This window comes from Muriicola sp. (assembly GCF_049669965.1).
Taxonomy (GTDB): domain Bacteria; phylum Bacteroidota; class Bacteroidia; order Flavobacteriales; family Flavobacteriaceae; genus Muriicola.
Genome location: NZ_JBATLB010000154.1, coordinates 1 through 19,480 on the forward strand (window position 1 = coordinate 1; position 19,480 = coordinate 19,480).

A 19,480-nucleotide genomic window follows, 5' to 3' on the forward strand; every position below is an offset into this window, starting at 1 on the left:
TTCCATTCTGGTTAAAGGTAAAATAATACTGTTTTTGATTCGCAATAGTATCTTTTAAGGCCTCCAGGACCTGTTGCCCATCCCTGAAACTTCCCATGATCTGCCATTGGCCATAAATATCCTGCACCGTGCGTTCCTGGCTGCAAACAACCGTAAAAAGCAAACTTGTGAAACCAACTATGCTATTTCGAACAATTATATTCAACTTAAATGGTATAATTCAAAACCTGACTACCATTATAACGTTTTAAACAATCTTTTATTTATTAAATATATTCATCAGGCAAGAAATTAAAGAGACCCCCAGCGGGAATTTAAAAAACTACATAGACTGGAAGTGCGAGTAAACCTTGGGCTTTAATGAAGCCGTTGCATTTACAAGGGCTTCTGAAGGCTCTCCGTATAGTTCCGGATAGAAGTCGGATATCGCCAACAATTCGCCCAGTAGAGGCCCTAAGTTTCCTATGTGTGCCAAAATCGCATCAGAATCTACGTAGGTTTCTCTAACCCTGCACTCTGTTTCATCCGAGTTAAAATACCAGTCGTACTGCAAAGTGCCGGGGTCTTTTTCTTTGGTTGAATGCATACAGGCTTTTGCAAGTTGTTTAAATTTTTCCAGCTGGCCGGCATGGATCACGAAACGTGCTGTTAATTGAAGATTTTTCATCAGGTATTAGTAGTTAGTTAGTTTAAAGCCTTCTTTTATTTTTAAATATAACACATATGTTAATTGTAGGCTAGAAGAACTTAGCTCAAGGCACAAAATAGGATGTCCTGATAATCCTTGCGAATCATCAAAACACAAAAAGATGCTGGAATACCCCCCATTAGAAAAGCTTGTACACTGGTGGAGTTATTCCCTTCATTCTTAGATAAATGGCGCATTGACCCCTGTGATGCCCCACATGCTCATTGGCTTTCTGTATCCACCCTAGCCGAGTTACGTTATAGGGCCCCCTTACTACAACCTCATCTAATTTTCCCGGATCCATGTTTTGAATACCTGCAATCGCAAAATCGAAGCTTTCCGCTACTATTCGGCGAACCTCACTTTTTGATTGGAAGGAGGCTTCTTGCTCAATGTTAATGTCCCCGTAAATTGGTGCTTCTCCGGTACCATTGGCAGCCAGCCCGATTGTCCCTTGTGCCCCGTGTAGCATTTGTGCGGCAAAGGTCCGTACACCCTCGGTTGGTTTATAGTTAAACTGGTCCTCTGGCATGGCATCTATATATTCCAATGACATGGCTTTTGATCTTTCAAAGTCGGCCACCAATTGATCGATAGTGGTATTCTGGGCGTAGGTAAGTACCCCTAAAAAGCAACTAAATAACAAGATTAAATTTTTCATATTGCTGTGTTTTTAAATGAAATAATAAGGTACAAAAAACATTGTAATTATCTCATAATCAAGTATAACTAATAATTGGACAACCCAAATGATGTCATGTTTTCATGACATCTAAGCTATTAGCTGTAGGCGGCGGAAGCACGCTGACCCTCCAAAAGACTGTGTGGCCGCTTTCCAATAGGATAATAGAACTCTTTTCAAGACAGATTTAAGAGTGCAGGGTCAAAGCAAATACACTACTAAAAAACCTAAATAGGTGCCCAGAGCGTTCCCTAAGGTGCCAACCAATATTGCCGGGACTATTAATTCCTTGCGGCCAAAGGTCTCTGCCAGGGCTATGGCCGTGGTGCCTCCGCCAATATTCGCCTGACTCACGATGGCGATCATCTCCCAATCACGGTAAAATAGGCCTCCTAATCCAACCACCAATAACCCATGCAATAGCACCGCAATAGAGGTAAATAACAATAGCGTTAGCCCAACTGCTTCGAGCTCAATCACAGACTGAATCTCACAATATGCCCCTATGACGGACAGGAAAAGGTAAATGAGATACAGCCCCAGTCCGTGACTGCCCTTTAAACCTCTGACCAGAGGTGTTTGAGCCAGCAGAATGCCAATAGTAGATAGTGTAATGATGGAAGGGATCTTTGGAAAAACCTCAGAAATCATCTCAGATAAGTAAAAGGCTGTCACTCCCAAAAATAAAAGCCAGGCCAATGAACCAAAATTTAGTGCCTCCTTAACGTCTTCCCCTATGTTTGCCTTCTTGGTAATCACCTTTTTATCGGGGAGGAAATTTCGCAATAAGGCGGGCATGGCCAGGGTTACCATGATCCATAAAGTGGTCACCACATTATCTACGGCAATGGTCCCTGCATAGAGAATCCCCTTTTCCTGAAAATTGTATTCCAGAGCAACCGCATTAAAATTAATGCTGCCGCCGGTATAGGTGCCCGTTAACATCCCCGCTATGATCCGCCCATCTGTTCCTAAAACAGCCTCAGGATCCATCAAATACCAGGCTACCAGGATCCCCAAAGTAGTAGCCAGAGAACCAATCAGGAAGAGAATGATCATAGGGGCTCCTGCTTTTTTAATGGATTGAAGGTTTACCCCCAATAGCAAATAAAAAATGGAAATAGGAGCTATATAGGTAAAAATACCATCGTATAAGGCGATAGCATTAGAAGCAGAAGGAATGAGTCCGGTATTGGCCAGAATAGCAGTAAAAAGAATTACCAAGAGGGCCGGTCCTACTTTTTTACCCAAGTTGGTTTTACCGGCATATATGGAGGCCAGCACCATCAGACATAGGACCCCAAGAACGTAAACCGGATTTTCAGTGAAGTGCATTAATTGGCAATAATCTAGTCAATAAATTTTAATTTATCCGGTAACCCCATCGCCATCTATGTCTTGCTTTAAGTGACTTTCAAGGGCTACCAGCGTTTTTTTGAGTAGTGTCCTGGTTTTTTCCAGTTCTGCTTCTAGACGCGCTACGCGGTCTTCCATGCTGTCTGCCTGTTTCTGCTGTTTTTCAAGTTCATCTTGCTGTAATAAATCCCAAAATATTCCCATTGTATTTAAATTTAAAGTTAGTTAGTCCTTGTTTGAATCATGGTCATTTTTATTTTTTTTCATTTTGAGATAACGAGATACCAGCCGCATCCCCAAACGGGCAAAAAGTATCACAGCGATCACCATTACAATGTCTAGTCCGCTCATAAATTAAAATTTATCAGGTGTCTTTTTCCGCTAGTACGCTTTAAAAAAGAGCAATACAATTACAGGGTTATATTAAAACATCTACCATGATTACTAGTACCCTTGTAAGATATCAAATAAATTATCGGGGGAAGCAAAATATACTTACAAATAACATTCTTGGAAACCCGCTTACGTAGAATTATAGACCAACGGGGAGGGAGGAGGTAAACCAAGTTCTTTGAGAAGCTCCAGATAGCGAGGATCTTTTTTTACTTTGGGATTAGGCATTATAACACGTATCCAGGGATAAAAAGCGTGTCCTTTTGCAGATTGAAGCCATTCAAAGCCTTTATCCAGATCATCTGCATTAAAATATAAATAGGCCAGACATAACGAATAAAAAGGTGTTTCTTCCATTGCTTCTAATTCATGGATGATCTTCATTCCCTCTTCAAATCTGCCTGTTTTAAACAAAGCCATGCCATAACCATAATATCGCCATCCCGGATTTATTTTGGCCGCTTGCGCTAATATTTCGAGTCCCTCTTCTGTTCTGCCCGTATCGATGTATATACTACCTTTTATATACATACTTAAGGCATTATCGTGTTGCATTCCAGAAGCTTTTTCAGCTTCAATCAAACCTTTATCATAGGCACCTGCCATCCGGTATAACCCTCCCAACCAAGCTGTATGTAAAGATATAAAGGGATCTAATTCCTGGGCAAGCTTATGTTCTAGAATGGCTTCATCCATTCTGCCAAATAATGCCAGATACCAGGCGCGATGATAATGATTATAGGCCATGTTAGGATTTATTTCATTCGCCTTTTCAAAAGCGTATTCCGCGAGGTCCCAGTCCCACCCAAAATAGGTGTGATAGTGCGATAATGCCGCCCAACCCTCTGCATTAGAAGAATCTAGTTGAATAGCTCTTTTTGCCGCGGCCAGGGCTTTTGGGAAAACATCTGGCGGGGGCGTTAAACTATGCCCTAGGGTAACATAGCCTTCTGCTAATCCGGCATAGGCATACGGATCTGCCGCATTTTGATCTACCGCTTCTTCCAGATACACAATGCCACGTTGCCAATCCGCTACTGTAGATTTATTCAGGTAATATTTTCCTTTTAAATACAATTCGTATGTTTCAGGCTTTACAGAGGTAATCCCAGCCTTTTGTAATAACTGAACGTCTTTATTTTTAATGTCAAATTCATTGGTTACCTCCATGGCAATGCTGGTCCAAAGTTGCCTAACCATGGAAATATCTGAAGTATACTCTTTCTCCCATATTACATTTCCGGTAATAGTCTTGGAGATCTTAAGTACTACAGATATACTATTGCTATTTCGTTGAATAGTGCCGTATATAAAATAATCAATGTACGACAGTTCATTAGCGATTATTGGGTCTGCAGGGCTAAAACCTGCCTGAAGGTAGCGGGTAGATGCCATACTGAGCACCTTTACATCTCCAACTTTTGATAATGCATTGATGAGTGTTTCCGTCATCCCTTCACTGAAGTAACTATCCTCTTTATTTTCATCCAATTGTTCGAAAGGAATAACCGCTATTCGTTTTTCTCCTTGGGTCTGAGGTTGGTTCCATTGCCAACCAGCCCAAAAACTTGCAATAAGAAGCAGTAAGATCGCTATGACAATTGATGATGCAATAACACTGTTCAGTCGTTTGCTATTTCTTCGATAGGTATCAATATTGGTGAGTGTAGCATCTGTTTTTTGAAAACCATTCGGTGTGAGGTCATAGATCCATGAAAATACCGCCCAGAAAAAGAATCCGATTCCCAGCACCACGAGCAATACTTTCATGGCATACTCAGGGGCATTAAATGCCGGGAGAAGAATGGAAGCAATTTGAATAACGACCCAGGCAACGGCCAAGTAGGCCAACAGTGCCTTAAAAACATTGCGGCGTTGCAACTCAGCAAGAATTTCTCGAAACTTCATTGTAATGTCTTAAAACAAAGTGTCGATCTATAGCGCTAACACTGAAGATGATAGAAGCACTATAAAGCACTTTAAAGTACTAAATATTAATGAGATTGCCTAGATATTCTTGGTATATTAGAAGGAGTCCTCAAGTTGTTACTCCTTCACATTGATCAGCACCGCTTCACAACGGGAAAGGTCGGAGTTGAGGATAATATTTTCTGAGTTTCCTCCGTCAATAATCTCGATTGATACGGTGTTGGGAGGAAACCTGCCCAGATTATGGGCATAGAGAAATAGGTCGTTCGGTTTAGAAGGATCCAGATTTAATTCGAATCCCTTTTTTTGATAGGCAAGAGTGTACTGAGAAACGATTGCAATACCATTGAGGTAAATAGAAACAATATCACCATCCTGGCGTCCATGATCCCATAAATTGATCCGAATAATTTTACTGTTTACCTCCAGCTCTTTTACATAGGTAATAGTACGTCCGTCAAAATCGGTTCTTTTTTCAACTTCTTCGGGTTCCGATGCTACAATTACTTCTTCAAGTAAAGGCTCAGAACTTTCTACAAGGGGCGCCTGGGCTTGCTCCACTTCTTCTGCCACTTCTTCTTGTTCTTCTTCAATTTCCACAATTACTTCCTCCACAGGTTCTGCAATTTCCTCTTTTGGAGATTTTGGAGAGACAAGCTCCGTAGGTGTTGGTTCATCAACAACAGGCTTATTCTCTTCTTCAGCCACAACAACCAAAGGTGGAGGAGTGGCCTCCTGGGCTCTTTTATTGATGGTAAAATAAGGTGTAGCAAACTTGGCCGTGTAAAACCTATCGCTAGGGAAGAGCTCAATCCCCATAATCCTGTAATTACTCCCATTGGGTAGTGTTTTATTGAGCTTGATACCGCCAACCTTTTGTGTATTCTTGTAGGTGCCAAGTTCCTGGATCACCGTATTGTCTTTTAGCAAATAGAACCTGATCGTTTTTTCATCAGGTAAATTTTTTGAATCCCATTCAATAGTACCCTCATCAGGAATGGTCCATACACTTCCACTGGTAGGGTAGGTAATTTCGAGGGCAGATCGCCAATGCTTACGTTCCCTAAGCTGTACCTCATTGAGTTCCGTAATGGTTTGGGTAAAATTAGTGTAGGGTTTAACCATTGCTAATCCGGAAACCACTTCTTCCAAAAGAGTATAGAATGCTTTGATCTCTTCTAAGGCACTGGCTATGGGGATCTCCTCCGAATACTGTTTTCGAATATTCTTAAAACGATCTGCTATCCGTTTGTTTGTTTTTTTATCGATTATCGCATTGTCTGCCTTACTGCTTTCATCTAATAATTTCTTTGCTGTTTTGATCTTTAAATATCCAAAACGGTTATTTAAAAAGGCAATGGCATCTTCATAGTTTACGGGGGTATCGGCCTTTAGGTTTAATGCTACTTTATTGGCTATGTCGTATTCCGAAAGAGCATGCTGTAGGGTTACTTCGGCTAATTTTCTGCTGGTCTGTTGTGGTGAATTTGTCGCGAGGTTTAACAGGTCTAGCAATTGTTCTACCGGGATACTATTTACACCTTCTCCGTAGACTCCTTGCATGTATTCCACACCTAGCCAGGGTGATTGCAGCAAAAGATAGTTTTTTTCGATAGTACTCAGAACTCTATTTTCCCCAACCGTATTCATAATTGATTCGTATTCTGTTTGAGTCCAGGGAAGTGGATCATCTGAAATTATCTTTTTGGCAACAATAATCGGGTCATCTGCAGAAATGAGGGGGCTGTGGGCTTTTAGAGGTAGCGTTAGCATTCCTAAACCCAATGTCAGAAAAAGTAGAATAAAGGTCTTTTTCATGTCTATTTTAAGCAGAAAGATAGTTTAAAGATTACCTATGGTATAAAACTATCACTTCTGAAAAAAATTGTAATAATAGTAAGGAATTTGTTATCAGGAAGTTATGAACGAAAGAATATTCCTACAGAACATACCTTCTACAATATTTCATTTTCTATTTCCTTGCTGAATATGCTGCGTTAGCTTAAAATATACAGCTCTGAAAAAAATATTTCAACTGAATTTAGTTGTACCTTAAGTTTCTAATAACCAAACCAACACATTATGAAAAAAGTAATTTTAGGAGCCTTAGGGCTCATGTTTTGCCTGAGTTCTTTTGGTCAGGTATCGTATTTGCAGTTCCGGGTAGTACCAAATGATCGGGAAGGAGAATTTGTTCAGAAGGAAACCATGTATTGGGCAAAAGTAGCCGAAGCGGCTATAAAAAAGGGCCAGATGACCGGATGGTCATTGTGGCGTAAAGTAGGGGTCACAGAAGTAGGGGCTCCAAACTATGTTTTTGTCAATAACTATGAAAGTTTTGACAAAATTAACATGAGTAACATTTGGTCTGAGGAAAACTTGAAGACCATGGGAGTTTCCGGCGACATGGTGGAAACTAATTCTTTTGCACCTGTAGCTTTTGACTATTGGTGTCAAATGGAGGACTCAGCCGGGGGTGACTATAAATTTGCGATCGTGAATTATGCTAAGCCAACGAGTATTGATGGCTTTATACAGGAGAACAAAACCCTTTGGAAGCCTTTACACGAAAAGAATATGCAAGCGGGGAGTAATAAAATGACTTCCTGGGGAATGTTATCCGTAGTGTCTCCTCAAGGCAATCAGGCAAGATTCTCTGTTTTAACCTGGGATGGTTTCAATTCCATGGCCGATGCGATGAACTATGCGCGCAATACATCTAATGGGGAAGTGAATGCCGATTGGCAAAAAGTGTTGTCTGAGACCAAAATGGGTGAGATTTTACCCAATGGCTTCGAATATTCAATTCTATACGAATTGGTAATGAGGCTTCCAGCGAAGTAATATAACAATAGTCAAATTGAATTAAAACCCGATATTTTCGGGTTTTTTTTGCTTCTCAGCAACATTTCATTGAAGAAAAATAAGCACGTAGATCGCCCAAACGAAGCAGAATGTAAAAAAGGCATATACCAAATAGGTGGTGGCGGTTCTTTTATTCATAAGTTTTGGAACGGACACCAAGAAAAGAAATTCCTGTAAAGTGATGAATTCTATACTTTAAAAGGTACTGTTCCTTCGATATAATGCTAAATTATCGACGAATGAACTGCATAAGTGGGCGAACAAGAGGTACATTAAGTAAGATCCTGGGTCTCTGTGGACCTTAGTTTGATAGAATTAATACAGTTAACGATCCATTTTAAAACTATCTAATTTGATGTCATCTAAACCGTAATCGTCAAATGGATATTCTAATTGATCCTGTATATTGTATAGAGAAATAAGAATGAATTCTGTAAGGATCACCACAAAATAGGTTACATAAATCGGATTGCTTGCTCCCATGTCATTAATAATTGTAGGGGCATAAATTAATGGGAATATGTATATGAAAATCTTACAGTATGCTTTCAAAGTAATAGGCGTGCGGTGGGTATTGATGGCGTGCAGGTTTTCCAATGATTCGTGAAGGTCATTCATAAACCTAAAGATTCTATCCTTTAAACGCCCAGACATTACTTCCCCCTTGGCAATCACAAACATTTGTACCTTGTTAATCACCGGATCCAGAGACTCTGTAGATTCCATGTTGTTCTTTAGATGCTCCATGGAAGTATGACTTATCTCCAACAGAATGTCTGAGATCTCCTTTTTTTCTTCCACTGAAAGGCTGTTGGAAGAATTCGCAAAATAGTACATGGTTTTAAGCGCACTCCGAAACTGACTAAGGTGTTCGAGCGCTTTTTCTCTCCGTCTGAAAGACCCCCTAATGGTAAATACCAACGGAAAGACAATGGCAATACTTAAAAGTGTGAGATCTATATGGAATTTAATGTCGTATTGAAAACAAATGATGATGGTGAGCACAGAGATGAACAGCGCTACAAGGGTCCTAAGATTTATTATGGACAGGTATAGTTTAATAATGAGAAATTTAGTACATTAAGTTGCTAAAGCTAACTACAAACTCGTGAAAAACCAAACATTCTTCAGAATCCTTTTTGTGTTCTGTATAAGCTCCGGATTGCTTTGTGCACAACAAGAAGAAGTACCCAAAGAACCGGGTAAAACTACCATTTTATTTCAGGAACAATCCATTTTGCCTATTAAACTTTCTTTTTCAAACAAAGAGATGAAAAAGGAAACTAATGATAGTACGTACTTACTGTCAAAACTGTATTACAAGAATGCCGAACAATGGGATTCCATAGATGTAAAGATCCGTGCGCGTGGTAATTACAGGCGAGCGAATTGTTATTTTCCACCCCTGAAAGTCAAGATCAAAAAGGCGGTGGCCAAAGCGACCATTTTTAAAGGAAATAAAGAATTAAAATTGGTAATGCCCTGTGTGCAGGCTAGTAATACCCAGGACAATGTGGTTAAGGAATATATGGCCTATAAGATCTATGAAGTGATCTCTCCTTATCATTTTAAGACAAGGATGGCAGATATTGAATTTATAGAGTTGAGGGGTAAGAAGAGCAAAGTTCATACTATTAAGGGATTTTTAATTGAAGATATAGATAAGGTAGCCATGCGCCAGAACGCTAAGAAAATGAAACGTACAGTGCATCCTCTGGAACAAGACGATGTAACGGCTGCACAGAATGATTTTTTTCAATTCATGATTGGGAATACGGATTTTTCTACGGCCTATCAGCATAATCAAAAATTGATATTTACAGCAGATTACAAAACGGTACCCTTGCCATACGACTTTGATATGTCTGGTCTCGTAGATGCCAGTTACGCGGTTGTTTCTCAGGTACAGGGGGAAGTCTTGAACATTGAAAGTGTAACAGACAGGATGTTCAGGGGATTTGCGAGAGATGAGGCTGTCTACCAGGCGGTGCGAAAAGACTACCTGGATAAGAAAGACCAGGTCTTTGATGTAATCGATGGACTAAAACCCCAATTTGATAATGAAAAGGAATTTGAGATCGCAAGAAATTTTATAGCCGACTTTTTTAAGGTCTTGAGTGATGATTCAAAATTTACGAATGAAATAGTCCGAAAGGCTCGTACTAAGTAATTAGTACAGTACCCCTTTTACAAGTATTCTATATTATTATCCATGAATAAATTTTACTTTTAAAGTATTGGCCTGATTATGTTCCAGACATTTTGAGCAACAATACGTTGACCCTCTTCAGTGGGATGGATGCCATCTGCCTGATTTAGTTCGGGGATCCCTGCAACATTTTCCAGTAAAAATGGAATTAAATAGGCCTCATTCTCTGCTGCCAGTTCCGGAAAGATCCGTCTGAATTCACTCGTATAATCCTGTCCCATATTTGGAGGGATCTGCATTCCTGCAAGTACGATCTTGGTTTCCGGGTTTTTTACTTTTACAGCGTTTATAATTGCCTGCAGATTTTTACGCGTTTCTGAAAGTGGAATGCCCCGCAGTCCGTCATTGGCACCTAACTCCAGCACAAAGATATCTACCTCCTGATTCATCAACCAGTCGATTCTATTTTCACCACTTGCAGTGGTTTCCCCGCTTAAACCGGCATTGATCACCCTGAAAGGCAGCGAAAGGGAGTCAATTTTTTCCTGTATGATCCCTGGAAATGCCTTATCTGGTTCCAGACCCATCCCAGCGGTTAAGCTGTTACCAAAAAATAGAATGGTTTTTACGTTGGTAGATTCCTTGGCAGTATCTTCCTCAAGATTGGATTTTTCTATGTCTGATTTTATCTTATTGGGAGAATCGCCACAAGAAATGCCCAGCATTAAGGGCAACAGATAACAAAACTTTAACACGGTTCGAATGGAAGATGGGATCATATTCAAAATCATTTTTATAATTTTCCGCCCTTGTACCAAAATGCTACAAACTCAACGGAATGGCAAAGATATTAAACGTTAGCAAGCTCAAGAAATCATATTCTAGCGGATCCGGATCACTTACCGTGCTGGATGACATTTCCTTTTCGGTAGAGGAAGGCGAAACTTTTTCCATTGTAGGGCCCTCAGGCAGTGGTAAAACCACCTTATTGGGATTAGCGGCAGGTCTGGACAGGCCAGATTCTGGTACTATAGAACTTTGCGGAGTTGAGATAAATACCTTGAATGAAGATGAACGTGCGTTGCTACGGAATAGAAAGATAGGATTTATATTTCAGGATTTTCAATTGTTGCCAACTCTTACCGCACAAGAGAATGTGGCAGTACCTCTTGAGTTGCAAGGGGCAAAAAATGCTGCCGAAAAGGCGGCAACACTTTTAGAAAAGGTTGGACTTGCCAATAGATTTCATCATTATCCCTCTCAATTATCAGGCGGGGAACAACAAAGGGTGGCTCTGGCAAGAGCTTTTTCTAATACCCCGGCAATTCTTTTTGCCGATGAACCTACCGGCGAATTAGATGAAGCAACGGGACAAAAGATCATTCAACTCCTTTTCGACCTTAATAAAGAGGCAGGGACCACGCTGATAATCATAACACACGATATGGAACTGGCCAGAAAAACGCAACGTATACTGCGTCTTAAGGGAGGCAAAATCAGTCTGGATCAAGAGACCCTTACCAAATGAACCAGTCCAAAACTTACTTAAAAAGAGCTGGCTTGGGTTGGTTGTTTAAAATGGCCTGGCGCGATCTGCGTTCTAACGTTGGGAAGCTGTTCCTATTTATGTCATCTATTATTATAGGTATTGCAGCGGTGGTGGCAATCCAATCTTTTGGGAACAATCTCACGGATAGTATTGCTTCCCAATCTAAGGCCTTGATGGGCGCCGACTATATCATAGACAGCAGCAAACCTGCGAATGAAAAAGTTGCAGCGATCATAGATTCCTTGGGAGGAGCCAATAGCAGGGAAATAAATTTTGCCTCTATGGTAGCTTTCCCAAAGAAGGACGTTTCCAAGTTGGTACAGGTCCTTGGCGTGGAAGGTGGCTTTCCATTTTATGGTGACTTTGAGACCACTCCTGTCTCGGCGGCAAGAGAATATCAAAATAATAATAGTGCCCTGGTAGATGCCACGGTAATGTTACAATACAACTTAAAACCAGGCGATAGCATTAAAGTAGGGACCATAACCCTGCCAATTGCAGGTTCGTTAACTTCTGTTCCCGGTAGATCGGCATTGTCCAGTAGCGTAGCTCCGGCGGTCTATATCCCTTACGGTCAAATAGAGGCCACTGGCCTCCTTCAAAAAGGCAGCAGGGTTGAATACAAATACTATTTTGTGGCAACACAGGGGCAGGATCTGGATGCTTTGTACGAAGCCATAGACCAGCGTTTGGATGCAGAAGGTGCCGATATGGACACCCACATGGATGAGAGCAGGCGTCTGGGGCGCAGATATAATAACTTTGGTAAATTTCTCAATATTGTAGCTTTTATTGCTTTGTTGCTGGGGTGTATAGGAATTGCGAGTGCCGTTCATGTCTATATAAGAGGGAAATTAAGATCTATTGCGGTCCTAAAGTGTATGGGTGCCTCCAGGAGTCAGACCTTTAAGATATTTCTCCTGCAGATCGCCGGAATAGGGGGCCTTGGCGGACTCTTAGGAACCCTTCTGGGAGTTGCCTTACAATTGGCCGCACCCAGTCTTTTACAAGAATATCTTCCGGTAGACGTGGCGGTTACTATTTCCTATCCGGCCATTTTTCTGGGTCTGTCTTTGGGAATTTTAATGTCGGTTGCCTTTGCCCTCCTTCCATTGCTCGAAACCTGGTATGTTTCTCCCTTGTCGGTTTTGCGAGTTCAAGAAGAAATAGACCAAAGAACTGGCAAGGCCAGAATTCTTGTCCTTGGCCTTATCTTCCTTTTTTTATTCGTTTTTGCCCTGCGTATTCTTGATAATTGGCGCTATGCACTCTTTTTTATCCTGGGATTGTTGGTGACATTTGCCCTCCTTTTTGGTGTTGCTAAGTTGCTGATGTGGGCCATTAAGAAATACTTTCCTGCCAAATGGAGTTTTAGTTCCAGACAAAGCCTGTTGAATCTTTTCAGGCCTCAAAATCAGACAGCTACCTTATTATTGTCTATTGGTGTTGGCGCTTTCCTTATCAGCACCCTCTATTTTTCAAAAGACATATTGCTCAGTAAAGTAGCACTTGGAAATAACGAAAACAGTCCTAATATCATTTTGTTGGATGTACAGTCTGAGCAGGTAAACGATGTAATGAATACCATTTTGCCCAATAATATTCCTGTCTTAGACAATATTCCTATAGTTACTATGCGGGTACAGGAAATCAATGGGCGGTCTGTGAATGAAATCAGAAATGACACCACCTCAAATATTGGACGGTGGGTCCTAAATCATGAGTTTCGGGTTACTTATCGCGACAGCTTGATCCCAACAGAAAAAATAATTGAAGGAAACTGGGTTGCGAAGGCCGATCCAACCACCATAGTGCCAATATCGGTCGCAGAGAATTTTGCCTATGATGCAAAGGTTGTGGTAGGAGATAAGGTAACTTTTAACGTACAGGGAGTATTAATCCGAACTCAAATTGGAAGTATAAGGGAAGTAGACTGGGGCAGGGTCCAATTAAATTTCTCAGTCCTATTCCCGAGTGGTATTTTAGAGGATGCACCAAAATTTCACGTGATAACCACCCGTACGCCAAGCAATGAAGCGTCCGCAGAATTACAACGACAATTAGTGGCTAACTTTCCAAATATTTCCATCATCGACCTTAGGCAAATACTGGTATTGTTGGAAGGGATCCTGGAAAAAATTGGTTTAGTGATCAATTTTATGGCCTTATTAAGTATCCTTACCGGCATCATCGTATTAATTGGGGCCGTGAGGACAAGCAAATATCAACGAATTAAGGAAAGCGTTTTACTGCGCACACTCGGGGCACAAAATGCTCAATTATTGAAAATTTCGTTGTATGAATATGCTTTTTTAGGCGTGCTGGGGAGCCTGACCGGAATTTTGTTATCGTTGGTCGGGAGCTTTTTGCTTGCACAATTTGTTTTTGAAGAGACCTTTGTGCCCTCCTTGGAACCATTTTATATTCTGCTTCCCGTACTTACGCTTTTGGTTGTGGGAATAGGTCTATTAAATAGCCGGAGTGTGCTTCGTAGTCCTCCTCTGGAGATTTTACGCGCAACAAGTCGTTAAACTGTATTTGCCAATTCTAGGACATGACTTTTTCCAGGGCAGCGCTAAACACTCTCATCTCTTCCATGGTACCGGTGCTTATGCGCGCCCAGTTCATCATTGGAGGAAAAGGCCTTCCAATAAGGACATTTTCGCGCTCCATGGAACTGATAATGTCTCGAATAGGTCTTCCGGTCTTAAAGAACACAAAATTGGTATGTGATGGAATATACGATAAGCCCAGGCCATCCAGGGTTTTATAGACATGCTGTTTAGCTTCCGTATTTTTCTGTAAACTAAACTTGTAGAATTCATCATCTCGCAATGCCTCACGAGCTGCTTCAATGGCTAAAACATTCGTGTTGGCCATCACGGCTTTTTTCAAACGGGTTGCAATATCGGGCCTTGCAATCAGATACCCAATTCGCATTCCTGCCAATCCAAATACCTTGGAAAAAGTCTTAGAAACGATCACATTACGATCTTCTTTCACCAGTTCAACCATGGAGGGATAATCTGGCTCAGTAATAAAGTCGTAATAAGCCTCATCACTAAAAATAACGGCTTTGTTATCGTTAGAGGTGCAAAAGTCGCGCAACACATCCTTGTTAAGTAAGGTTCCTGTAGGGTTGTTGGGATTGCATAGAAAGATCAACCGGGTTTTACTGGTTATCCTTTTGCTCATAGCATCCAGGTCGTGCTCCATTTTTTCGTTCAGCGGTACCCTATGTACATGTGCCCCAAAATTTTCTGCATAAGACAACATCGCCTGAAAGGTGGGGTCTGCGGCAATGATCTCGCCGCCTTCAAGGCCATAGACCAGTCCGCTTGCCTTTAGCCCTTCTGTAGAGCCCCCCGTAACCACCACACAATCTTTTGACACCCCTTCTTTTTCAGCAATTTCTGCTACGAGCTTTGTCAAATACTGAAATGGATATCTGCAGGCAATATCAAAACTATTACTTATGACAGATCGGACATTTTTAGAAGGTCCAAACGGATTTTCATTTGAATTGAGTTTTACAGGACCATCGAGCGCTAATGCCCTGGGCGCATATTCCATCGCCATGGTTCCCAAACCTCCCATGAGGGTAAAACCCCCTGTTAAGCCCATGGTTTTTAGCCACTGTCTTCTGTCTATGTTTTTCATATGTTGAAATTTGATAGAAGAAGATACAAATATTCTGCAAAGAGGTTGTAAAGCGTTGCAAAATTTTTAAAATATTTAAAATGGAGATAGAGGGTACTAGCTACAACCTTTGGCCAGCCATAAAAGATAAAATAGAATTTAGGGAGATGTTTGCGCTAAGGAAAAAAGCTGCTAGATTAATAGAGAGTGTTGGATATAAAAATGGCAATTATCAGAAGGACCATAGCAGCATTAACGATAAATGCGATGATCTTTCTCTCATCTAAGGGTTCGTTTCGGCCTTTGTATAAAATAACACTACCCGCTATTCCAAGTAAACCCGAAAGAACTACCGGAAAACCGAACAGATATCTGGAAAGTACAGGATTGGTGTTGATCAATACGGCGAGAGCGGCAATGGTCAACAGGCATAGTATAAGCTTGCTCACATTATAAGACTGTACTGTGTATTTGCTTTCTTGCTCCATAGATTTCATTTTATAATGCCCCTCTATTTCTAAATAACTTTGATATTCACTTTTAAACCTTCAATGATCCCTACGATACTCTGTACGGTCTCACTCAGATAGTGCTTAATTACTACATGCGGAATACGGATAGTTGTAAACCCATTCTTGAAAGAGTGCATGGTCTCTTCAAGATTGTTCATGGCTTGTTCATGGGTTATCATTTGATATTCGGTATCTATCTCGATGTTGAGTTTTACCCGGGAAATAGCAATATCTACAGATTTTTTACCATCCCACCACTCCAGCATAGGATAAACCCCAATTTCTTTTAAGGCGTAATACAAACGTATAGCGGCTAAGGGAGTTTCATTAGATCTGATAAGTTTATCGATACGGGTTTTATGCTTATGGCATAATTCAACTCCATAGATTTCCATGGAAATTTTGTGATCGACATAGCTGAGTTCTTTGTTACATTCTAAACAGGTCATGCAAATAGGTCAAAAATGATTTGGGTCTATAATAACCTTTAGAATTTGCTAATATTTTACAACATCGATGAACGACCCCCGCTTTTTAGACGAACTGCATTTTTTTAGACGAACGACACTTTTTTTAACATTTACTTTATTAATTCTGACCAGTAAGGAGATGAAATTTTCGCTAAAGATTTTATTTTAATGTACTTTCCAAATCAAATTAGCATAGAAAGTGTTTAAAAAAATTGGTCCAGGTGTTTTAGTTGCAGCGGCATTTATTGGCCCGGGCACTATTACTACCTGTACATTGGCGGGAGTCGACTTTGGATTTGCGCTTCTTTGGGCAATGTTGTTATCTGTGCTAACGACCATTATTTTTCAGGAAATGGCGGCCAGAATAGGAATCATTACACAGCAAGGATTGGCAGCAAGTTTCAGAAATGAATTAAAAAGGCCATGGTTGCGAAACCTGATGATTTTAATAGTTCTCTCGGCCATAGTGCTGGGCAATGCGGCTTATGAAGCAGGTAATATTGGTGGAGCTGTCCTGGGAATAGAGGCTCTTCTGGGCACCCCTCCCAAGTTTTGGTACGCTTGGGTAATTGGAGCTTGCGCGTTTTCGTTATTGTATGTAGGATCCTATAAGGTACTGGAGAAGATCTTTATTTCTCTTGTGATATTAATGAGTATTTCATTTGTCCTGGCTGCCGTACTTACCAAACCAGCTTTGGGAGATATTCTCTCCGGATTATTCATTCCTTCACTGCCAGATGACAGTTTATTTACCATTGTTGCTTTGATCGGAACTACAGTAGTTCCTTACAATCTTTTCTTACATGCCTCTTTAGTTCGGGAAAAATGGAAGTCGGTCAGGGATCTGAAAGCTGTCCGCTGGGATACCATCCTTTCTATCAGCTTAGGAGGGATCATCTCCATGGCCATTATTGTTACGGCGAGTGCCAATAGGGAAATAGAAGTGGTAGATGCTCTGGACCTGGCCCGAGGTCTGGAACCGCTCTATGGGCAAACCGCCAGATATTTTATGGGAATTGGATTGTTTGCTGCGGGGATCACCTCGGCTATTACAGCACCATTAGCTGCGGCTTATGTCGCGGCAAGTTGTTTTAACTGGAAGAAAGGCCTGAGATCATACAAGTTTAGATTGGTATGGGGCTTTATACTCTTGGTGGGGGTAGTCTCCCAATCGTTTCAAATACGCCCCATTGAAATTATTAAATTTGCTCAGGTAGCCAACGGCTTGCTACTACCTGTAATATGTGTCTTCATACTATGGGTGGTCAATAAATCATCTCTTATGGGTATAAACAGAAATAAGAAATGGCAAAATATTGTTGGAATATTATTATTGCTATTGATCATAATGCTGGGAGTTAAAAGTATCTGGTCTGTAATTGGAAGTCTATGAAGCAGTCTTGGGCAATAGATATTAATTGTGATGTAGGAGAGGGAATTGGCAATGAAGCGCAACTGTTTCCGCATATCTCCTCTTGTAATTTGGCCTGTGGCGGACATGCAGGAGATGTTTCCACGATGAAGTCGGTCATCTTACTGGCCAAAGAGCATCACATAAAAGTGGGAGCTCATCCATCCTATCCGGACAGAGAACATTTTGGAAGAAAAAGCATGGTGCTACCTCCGGATGAGTTTACAAAAAGTATTAGAACACAATTAGGCCTTTTGAATAGGCTTTTAAAAGAAGAAGGAGTAAGCATGCATCATATTAAGGCTCATGGTGCCCTGTACAATGATCTGGCTAAGGATGAAGATTTAGTAAAAATATACCTTGGCAGTATAGCTCACTATAAGGACACGGTCTGTCTTTATGTTCCATATGGTTCGCAGATAGCATCTGATGCTTTAAAGCTGGGATTTAAGATCATCTATGAGGCCTTTGGCGACAGAAATTATAAAGAGGATCTTTCACTGGTACCTCGGGGCAGGCCCAATGCTATGATTACTGATCCAAAAAAAGTACTTACCCATTTACTTACCATAATAAAATATGGAAAGGTGCAAATCAGAGAAGGACAACAGCTAAATATTGTTGCCAACACTTTTTGTATTCATGGAGATACTGTTAGTGCATATGAAATATTGATGTATCTTTCGGAGGAATTACCAAAGCATCATATTCATTTAGAAAAATGAATTCGTACCCCATAAAATTGAAGCCTTTTGGCGTGCATGCCATTCTTATTGAATGGCCCAATGATATTGAACAAAATATCTTAGAGGACATCCTTATTTTTAAAGACTTCCTGTCATTGCAAAATTTTAAGGAGAAGGAATGGGAGATGGTACCTGCTTATAATTCTCTAACCCTCATCAATATTCATAAAAAAATTGACCATAAGGTCCTTTCCGCCCAGTTAGAGGAATTGTACAAGGAAAGAAAGGAAAGGGCTAAAAAGCCATCACATCTGTGGAGGCTTCCGGTCTGTTATGATGCAGAGTTTGGGATAGATCTTGGGGAAGTGTCTTCACATACCGGTAAATCCGTTGAACAGATCATTACCCTTCACACTTCAGCTACCTATCTAGTATATGGCATCGGATTCTTACCTGGTTTTATGTATTTAGGGGGAGTTCCGAAAGCTCTGGAAACGCCACGCAAAGCCACTCCAAGGCTTCATGTAAAAAAAGGGTCTGTTGGGTTGGCGAGAAAACAGACGGGGATATATCCTCAAGACAGTCCGGGAGGATGGAATATTATTGGTAATTGTCCTATTCCCATCTTTGATGCCTCAAAAGAAAATCCGTGTTTTGTGAGTGTAGGGGATTCAATTCAGTTCTATTCCATCACACGAGCACAATTCGATCTTCATGTCATTCAGGCAGAAGTTGGGATCAACCTTTTAAAAAAAGAATCTACAAGTGCTTAAAGTTATTAAAAGCGGATTTTTCACGACCATCCAGGATCAGGGAAGGTTTGGTTTTCGTCAGATAGGCGTGCCCGTTTCAGGGGCTATGGATTTGGCAGCAGCTTCTCTTGCAAACGCTATGTTAGAGAATGATGAACAAGCGGCTGTTTTGGAGATCACCATGACCGGGCCAGTGCTAGAATTTGAAGAAGCAACATGGATAGCAATCGCTGGCGCCAACCTTTCGCCAACCTTAAATGGAGCAGACATTGAAATTCACAGTGTGCACAAGATACATGCCGGGGATAAACTGGCCTTTGGAAAGCATATTGATGGTCTGAGGGGATACCTGGCGATAAAAGATGGCTTTCAAACCCCACTGATATTAAACAGCAGATC

The 19,480-nt window shown here is 40.9% G+C and carries 20 protein-coding genes and 1 pseudogene; 8 read left to right on the plus strand and 13 right to left on the minus strand.

Annotation, left to right across the window (positions count from 1 at the left end; translation table 11 throughout):
* From WBM49_RS08240 to WBM49_RS08275, 8 genes are all read right to left on the minus strand, one after another.
* A partial coding sequence (locus tag WBM49_RS08240; RefSeq protein WP_424371576.1) for a hypothetical protein occupies window positions 1–205 on the minus strand: 205 nt, incomplete at its 3' end.
* Window positions 206–322: 117 nt separating this feature from the next.
* The gene (locus WBM49_RS08245) at window positions 323–667 is read right to left on the minus strand and encodes a putative quinol monooxygenase (RefSeq protein ID WP_424371577.1); all 345 of its coding nucleotides are present in this window, start codon (window positions 665–667) and stop codon (window positions 323–325) included.
* A gap of 160 nt (window positions 668–827) precedes the next feature.
* Entirely contained in the window at window positions 828–1,349 is a 522-nt protein-coding gene (locus tag WBM49_RS08250; protein ID WP_424371578.1) for a DinB family protein, read from the minus strand.
* Between the two features lie 222 nt (window positions 1,350–1,571).
* Window positions 1,572–2,705, minus strand: coding sequence for a DUF819 domain-containing protein (locus WBM49_RS08255; protein WP_424371579.1), 1,134 nt, complete (start codon window positions 2,703–2,705; stop codon window positions 1,572–1,574).
* Between the two features lie 33 nt (window positions 2,706–2,738).
* The gene (locus WBM49_RS08260) at window positions 2,739–2,930 is read right to left on the minus strand and encodes a hypothetical protein (protein WP_424371580.1); all 192 of its coding nucleotides are present in this window, start codon (window positions 2,928–2,930) and stop codon (window positions 2,739–2,741) included.
* 21 nt (window positions 2,931–2,951) lie between these two features.
* The gene (locus WBM49_RS08265) at window positions 2,952–3,077 is read right to left on the minus strand and encodes a hypothetical protein (protein WP_424371581.1); all 126 of its coding nucleotides are present in this window, start codon (window positions 3,075–3,077) and stop codon (window positions 2,952–2,954) included.
* Between the two features lie 171 nt (window positions 3,078–3,248).
* Window positions 3,249–5,027: a hypothetical protein gene (locus WBM49_RS08270; RefSeq protein WP_424371582.1), complete on the minus strand. Its 1,779-nt coding sequence runs from the start codon at window positions 5,025–5,027 to the stop codon at window positions 3,249–3,251.
* A gap of 138 nt (window positions 5,028–5,165) precedes the next feature.
* Window positions 5,166–6,866, minus strand: coding sequence for a hypothetical protein (locus tag WBM49_RS08275; protein WP_424371583.1), 1,701 nt, complete (start codon window positions 6,864–6,866; stop codon window positions 5,166–5,168).
* 264 nt (window positions 6,867–7,130) lie between these two features.
* Here WBM49_RS08275 and WBM49_RS08280 point away from each other — a divergent pair, with 264 nt between their 5' ends.
* Window positions 7,131–7,892, plus strand: coding sequence for a hypothetical protein (locus tag WBM49_RS08280; protein WP_424371584.1), 762 nt, complete (start codon window positions 7,131–7,133; stop codon window positions 7,890–7,892).
* Between the two features lie 345 nt (window positions 7,893–8,237).
* Here WBM49_RS08280 and WBM49_RS08285 read toward each other — a convergent pair whose 3' ends face one another.
* Window positions 8,238–8,918: a hypothetical protein gene (locus tag WBM49_RS08285; protein WP_424371585.1), complete on the minus strand. Its 681-nt coding sequence runs from the start codon at window positions 8,916–8,918 to the stop codon at window positions 8,238–8,240.
* A 103-nt stretch (window positions 8,919–9,021) separates the two neighbouring features.
* Between WBM49_RS08285 and WBM49_RS08290 the strand changes: the two genes are divergently transcribed.
* Window positions 9,022–10,083, plus strand: a complete 1,062-nt coding sequence (locus WBM49_RS08290; protein WP_424371586.1) for a hypothetical protein — start codon at window positions 9,022–9,024, stop codon at window positions 10,081–10,083.
* Window positions 10,084–10,142: 59 nt separating this feature from the next.
* Here WBM49_RS08290 and WBM49_RS08295 read toward each other — a convergent pair whose 3' ends face one another.
* A complete protein-coding gene (locus tag WBM49_RS08295; RefSeq protein ID WP_424371587.1) occupies window positions 10,143–10,841 on the minus strand; it encodes an arylesterase in 699 nt (232 codons plus the stop codon).
* A gap of 59 nt (window positions 10,842–10,900) precedes the next feature.
* Here WBM49_RS08295 and WBM49_RS08300 point away from each other — a divergent pair, with 59 nt between their 5' ends.
* On the plus strand, window positions 10,901–11,590 hold the full coding sequence (locus WBM49_RS08300) for an ABC transporter ATP-binding protein (RefSeq protein WP_424371588.1): 690 nt from the start codon (window positions 10,901–10,903) through the stop codon (window positions 11,588–11,590).
* On the plus strand, window positions 11,587–14,142 hold the full coding sequence (locus WBM49_RS08305; protein WP_424371589.1) for an ABC transporter permease: 2,556 nt from the start codon (window positions 11,587–11,589) through the stop codon (window positions 14,140–14,142). The genes WBM49_RS08300 and WBM49_RS08305 overlap by 4 nt, the downstream gene beginning before the upstream one ends.
* A gap of 16 nt (window positions 14,143–14,158) precedes the next feature.
* Here the strand turns inward: WBM49_RS08305 and WBM49_RS08310 are convergent, their stop codons facing one another.
* The 3 genes from WBM49_RS08310 to WBM49_RS08320 all read right to left on the minus strand — a co-directional run bounded on the left by WBM49_RS08310 (window position 14,159) and on the right by WBM49_RS08320 (window position 16,211).
* Window positions 14,159–15,271: a pyridoxal phosphate-dependent aminotransferase gene (locus WBM49_RS08310; protein ID WP_424371590.1), complete on the minus strand. Its 1,113-nt coding sequence runs from the start codon at window positions 15,269–15,271 to the stop codon at window positions 14,159–14,161.
* Between the two features lie 176 nt (window positions 15,272–15,447).
* A complete protein-coding gene (locus WBM49_RS08315) occupies window positions 15,448–15,738 on the minus strand; it encodes a hypothetical protein (protein WP_424371591.1) in 291 nt (96 codons plus the stop codon).
* A gap of 29 nt (window positions 15,739–15,767) precedes the next feature.
* Entirely contained in the window at window positions 15,768–16,211 is a 444-nt protein-coding gene (locus tag WBM49_RS08320) for a hypothetical protein (RefSeq protein WP_424371592.1), read from the minus strand.
* 220 nt (window positions 16,212–16,431) lie between these two features.
* Between WBM49_RS08320 and WBM49_RS08325 the strand changes: the two genes are divergently transcribed.
* The 4 genes and pseudogenes from WBM49_RS08325 to WBM49_RS08340 form a co-directional block, all read left to right on the plus strand.
* Window positions 16,432–17,625: an Nramp family divalent metal transporter gene (locus WBM49_RS08325; protein ID WP_424371593.1), complete on the plus strand. Its 1,194-nt coding sequence runs from the start codon at window positions 16,432–16,434 to the stop codon at window positions 17,623–17,625.
* Complete coding sequence (gene pxpA / locus WBM49_RS08330) at window positions 17,622–18,368, plus strand: 5-oxoprolinase subunit PxpA (RefSeq protein ID WP_424371594.1); 747 nt, start codon at window positions 17,622–17,624, stop codon at window positions 18,366–18,368. Before WBM49_RS08325 ends, pxpA begins: the two co-directional genes overlap by 4 nt.
* A complete protein-coding gene (pxpB, locus tag WBM49_RS08335; protein ID WP_424371595.1) occupies window positions 18,365–19,102 on the plus strand; it encodes a 5-oxoprolinase subunit PxpB in 738 nt (245 codons plus the stop codon). The genes pxpA and pxpB overlap by 4 nt, the downstream gene beginning before the upstream one ends.
* Window positions 19,095–19,480, plus strand: a pseudogene (locus WBM49_RS08340) (biotin-dependent carboxyltransferase family protein); the annotation flags it as partial. The gene pxpB and the pseudogene WBM49_RS08340, both read left to right, overlap by 8 nt.

Bases quoted from the DNA above. Each gene is read 5' to 3' on its own strand.
- WBM49_RS08245 (WP_424371577.1), bottom strand. From the start codon at position 667: ATGAAAAATCTTCAATTAACAGCACGTTTCGTGATCCATGCCGGCCAG.
- WBM49_RS08300 (WP_424371588.1), top strand. From the start codon at position 10,901: ATGGCAAAGATATTAAACGTTAGCAAGCTCAAGAAATCATATTCTAGC.
- WBM49_RS08270 (WP_424371582.1), bottom strand. From the start codon at position 5,027: ATGAAGTTTCGAGAAATTCTTGCTGAGTTGCAACGCCGCAATGTTTTT.
- WBM49_RS08295 (WP_424371587.1), bottom strand. From the start codon at position 10,841: ATGATCCCATCTTCCATTCGAACCGTGTTAAAGTTTTGTTATCTGTTG.
- WBM49_RS08255 (WP_424371579.1), bottom strand. From the start codon at position 2,705: ATGCACTTCACTGAAAATCCGGTTTACGTTCTTGGGGTCCTATGTCTG.
- WBM49_RS08265 (WP_424371581.1), bottom strand. From the start codon at position 3,077: ATGAGCGGACTAGACATTGTAATGGTGATCGCTGTGATACTTTTTGCC.
- pxpB (WP_424371595.1), top strand. From the start codon at position 18,365: ATGAATTCGTACCCCATAAAATTGAAGCCTTTTGGCGTGCATGCCATT.
- WBM49_RS08310 (WP_424371590.1), bottom strand. From the start codon at position 15,271: ATGAAAAACATAGACAGAAGACAGTGGCTAAAAACCATGGGCTTAACA.
- WBM49_RS08320 (WP_424371592.1), bottom strand. From the start codon at position 16,211: ATGACCTGTTTAGAATGTAACAAAGAACTCAGCTATGTCGATCACAAA.
- pxpA (WP_424371594.1), top strand. From the start codon at position 17,622: ATGAAGCAGTCTTGGGCAATAGATATTAATTGTGATGTAGGAGAGGGA.
- WBM49_RS08305 (WP_424371589.1), top strand. From the start codon at position 11,587: ATGAACCAGTCCAAAACTTACTTAAAAAGAGCTGGCTTGGGTTGGTTG.
- WBM49_RS08260 (WP_424371580.1), bottom strand. From the start codon at position 2,930: ATGGGAATATTTTGGGATTTATTACAGCAAGATGAACTTGAAAAACAG.
- WBM49_RS08280 (WP_424371584.1), top strand. From the start codon at position 7,131: ATGAAAAAAGTAATTTTAGGAGCCTTAGGGCTCATGTTTTGCCTGAGT.
- WBM49_RS08250 (WP_424371578.1), bottom strand. From the start codon at position 1,349: ATGAAAAATTTAATCTTGTTATTTAGTTGCTTTTTAGGGGTACTTACC.
- WBM49_RS08315 (WP_424371591.1), bottom strand. From the start codon at position 15,738: ATGGAGCAAGAAAGCAAATACACAGTACAGTCTTATAATGTGAGCAAG.
- WBM49_RS08275 (WP_424371583.1), bottom strand. From the start codon at position 6,866: ATGAAAAAGACCTTTATTCTACTTTTTCTGACATTGGGTTTAGGAATG.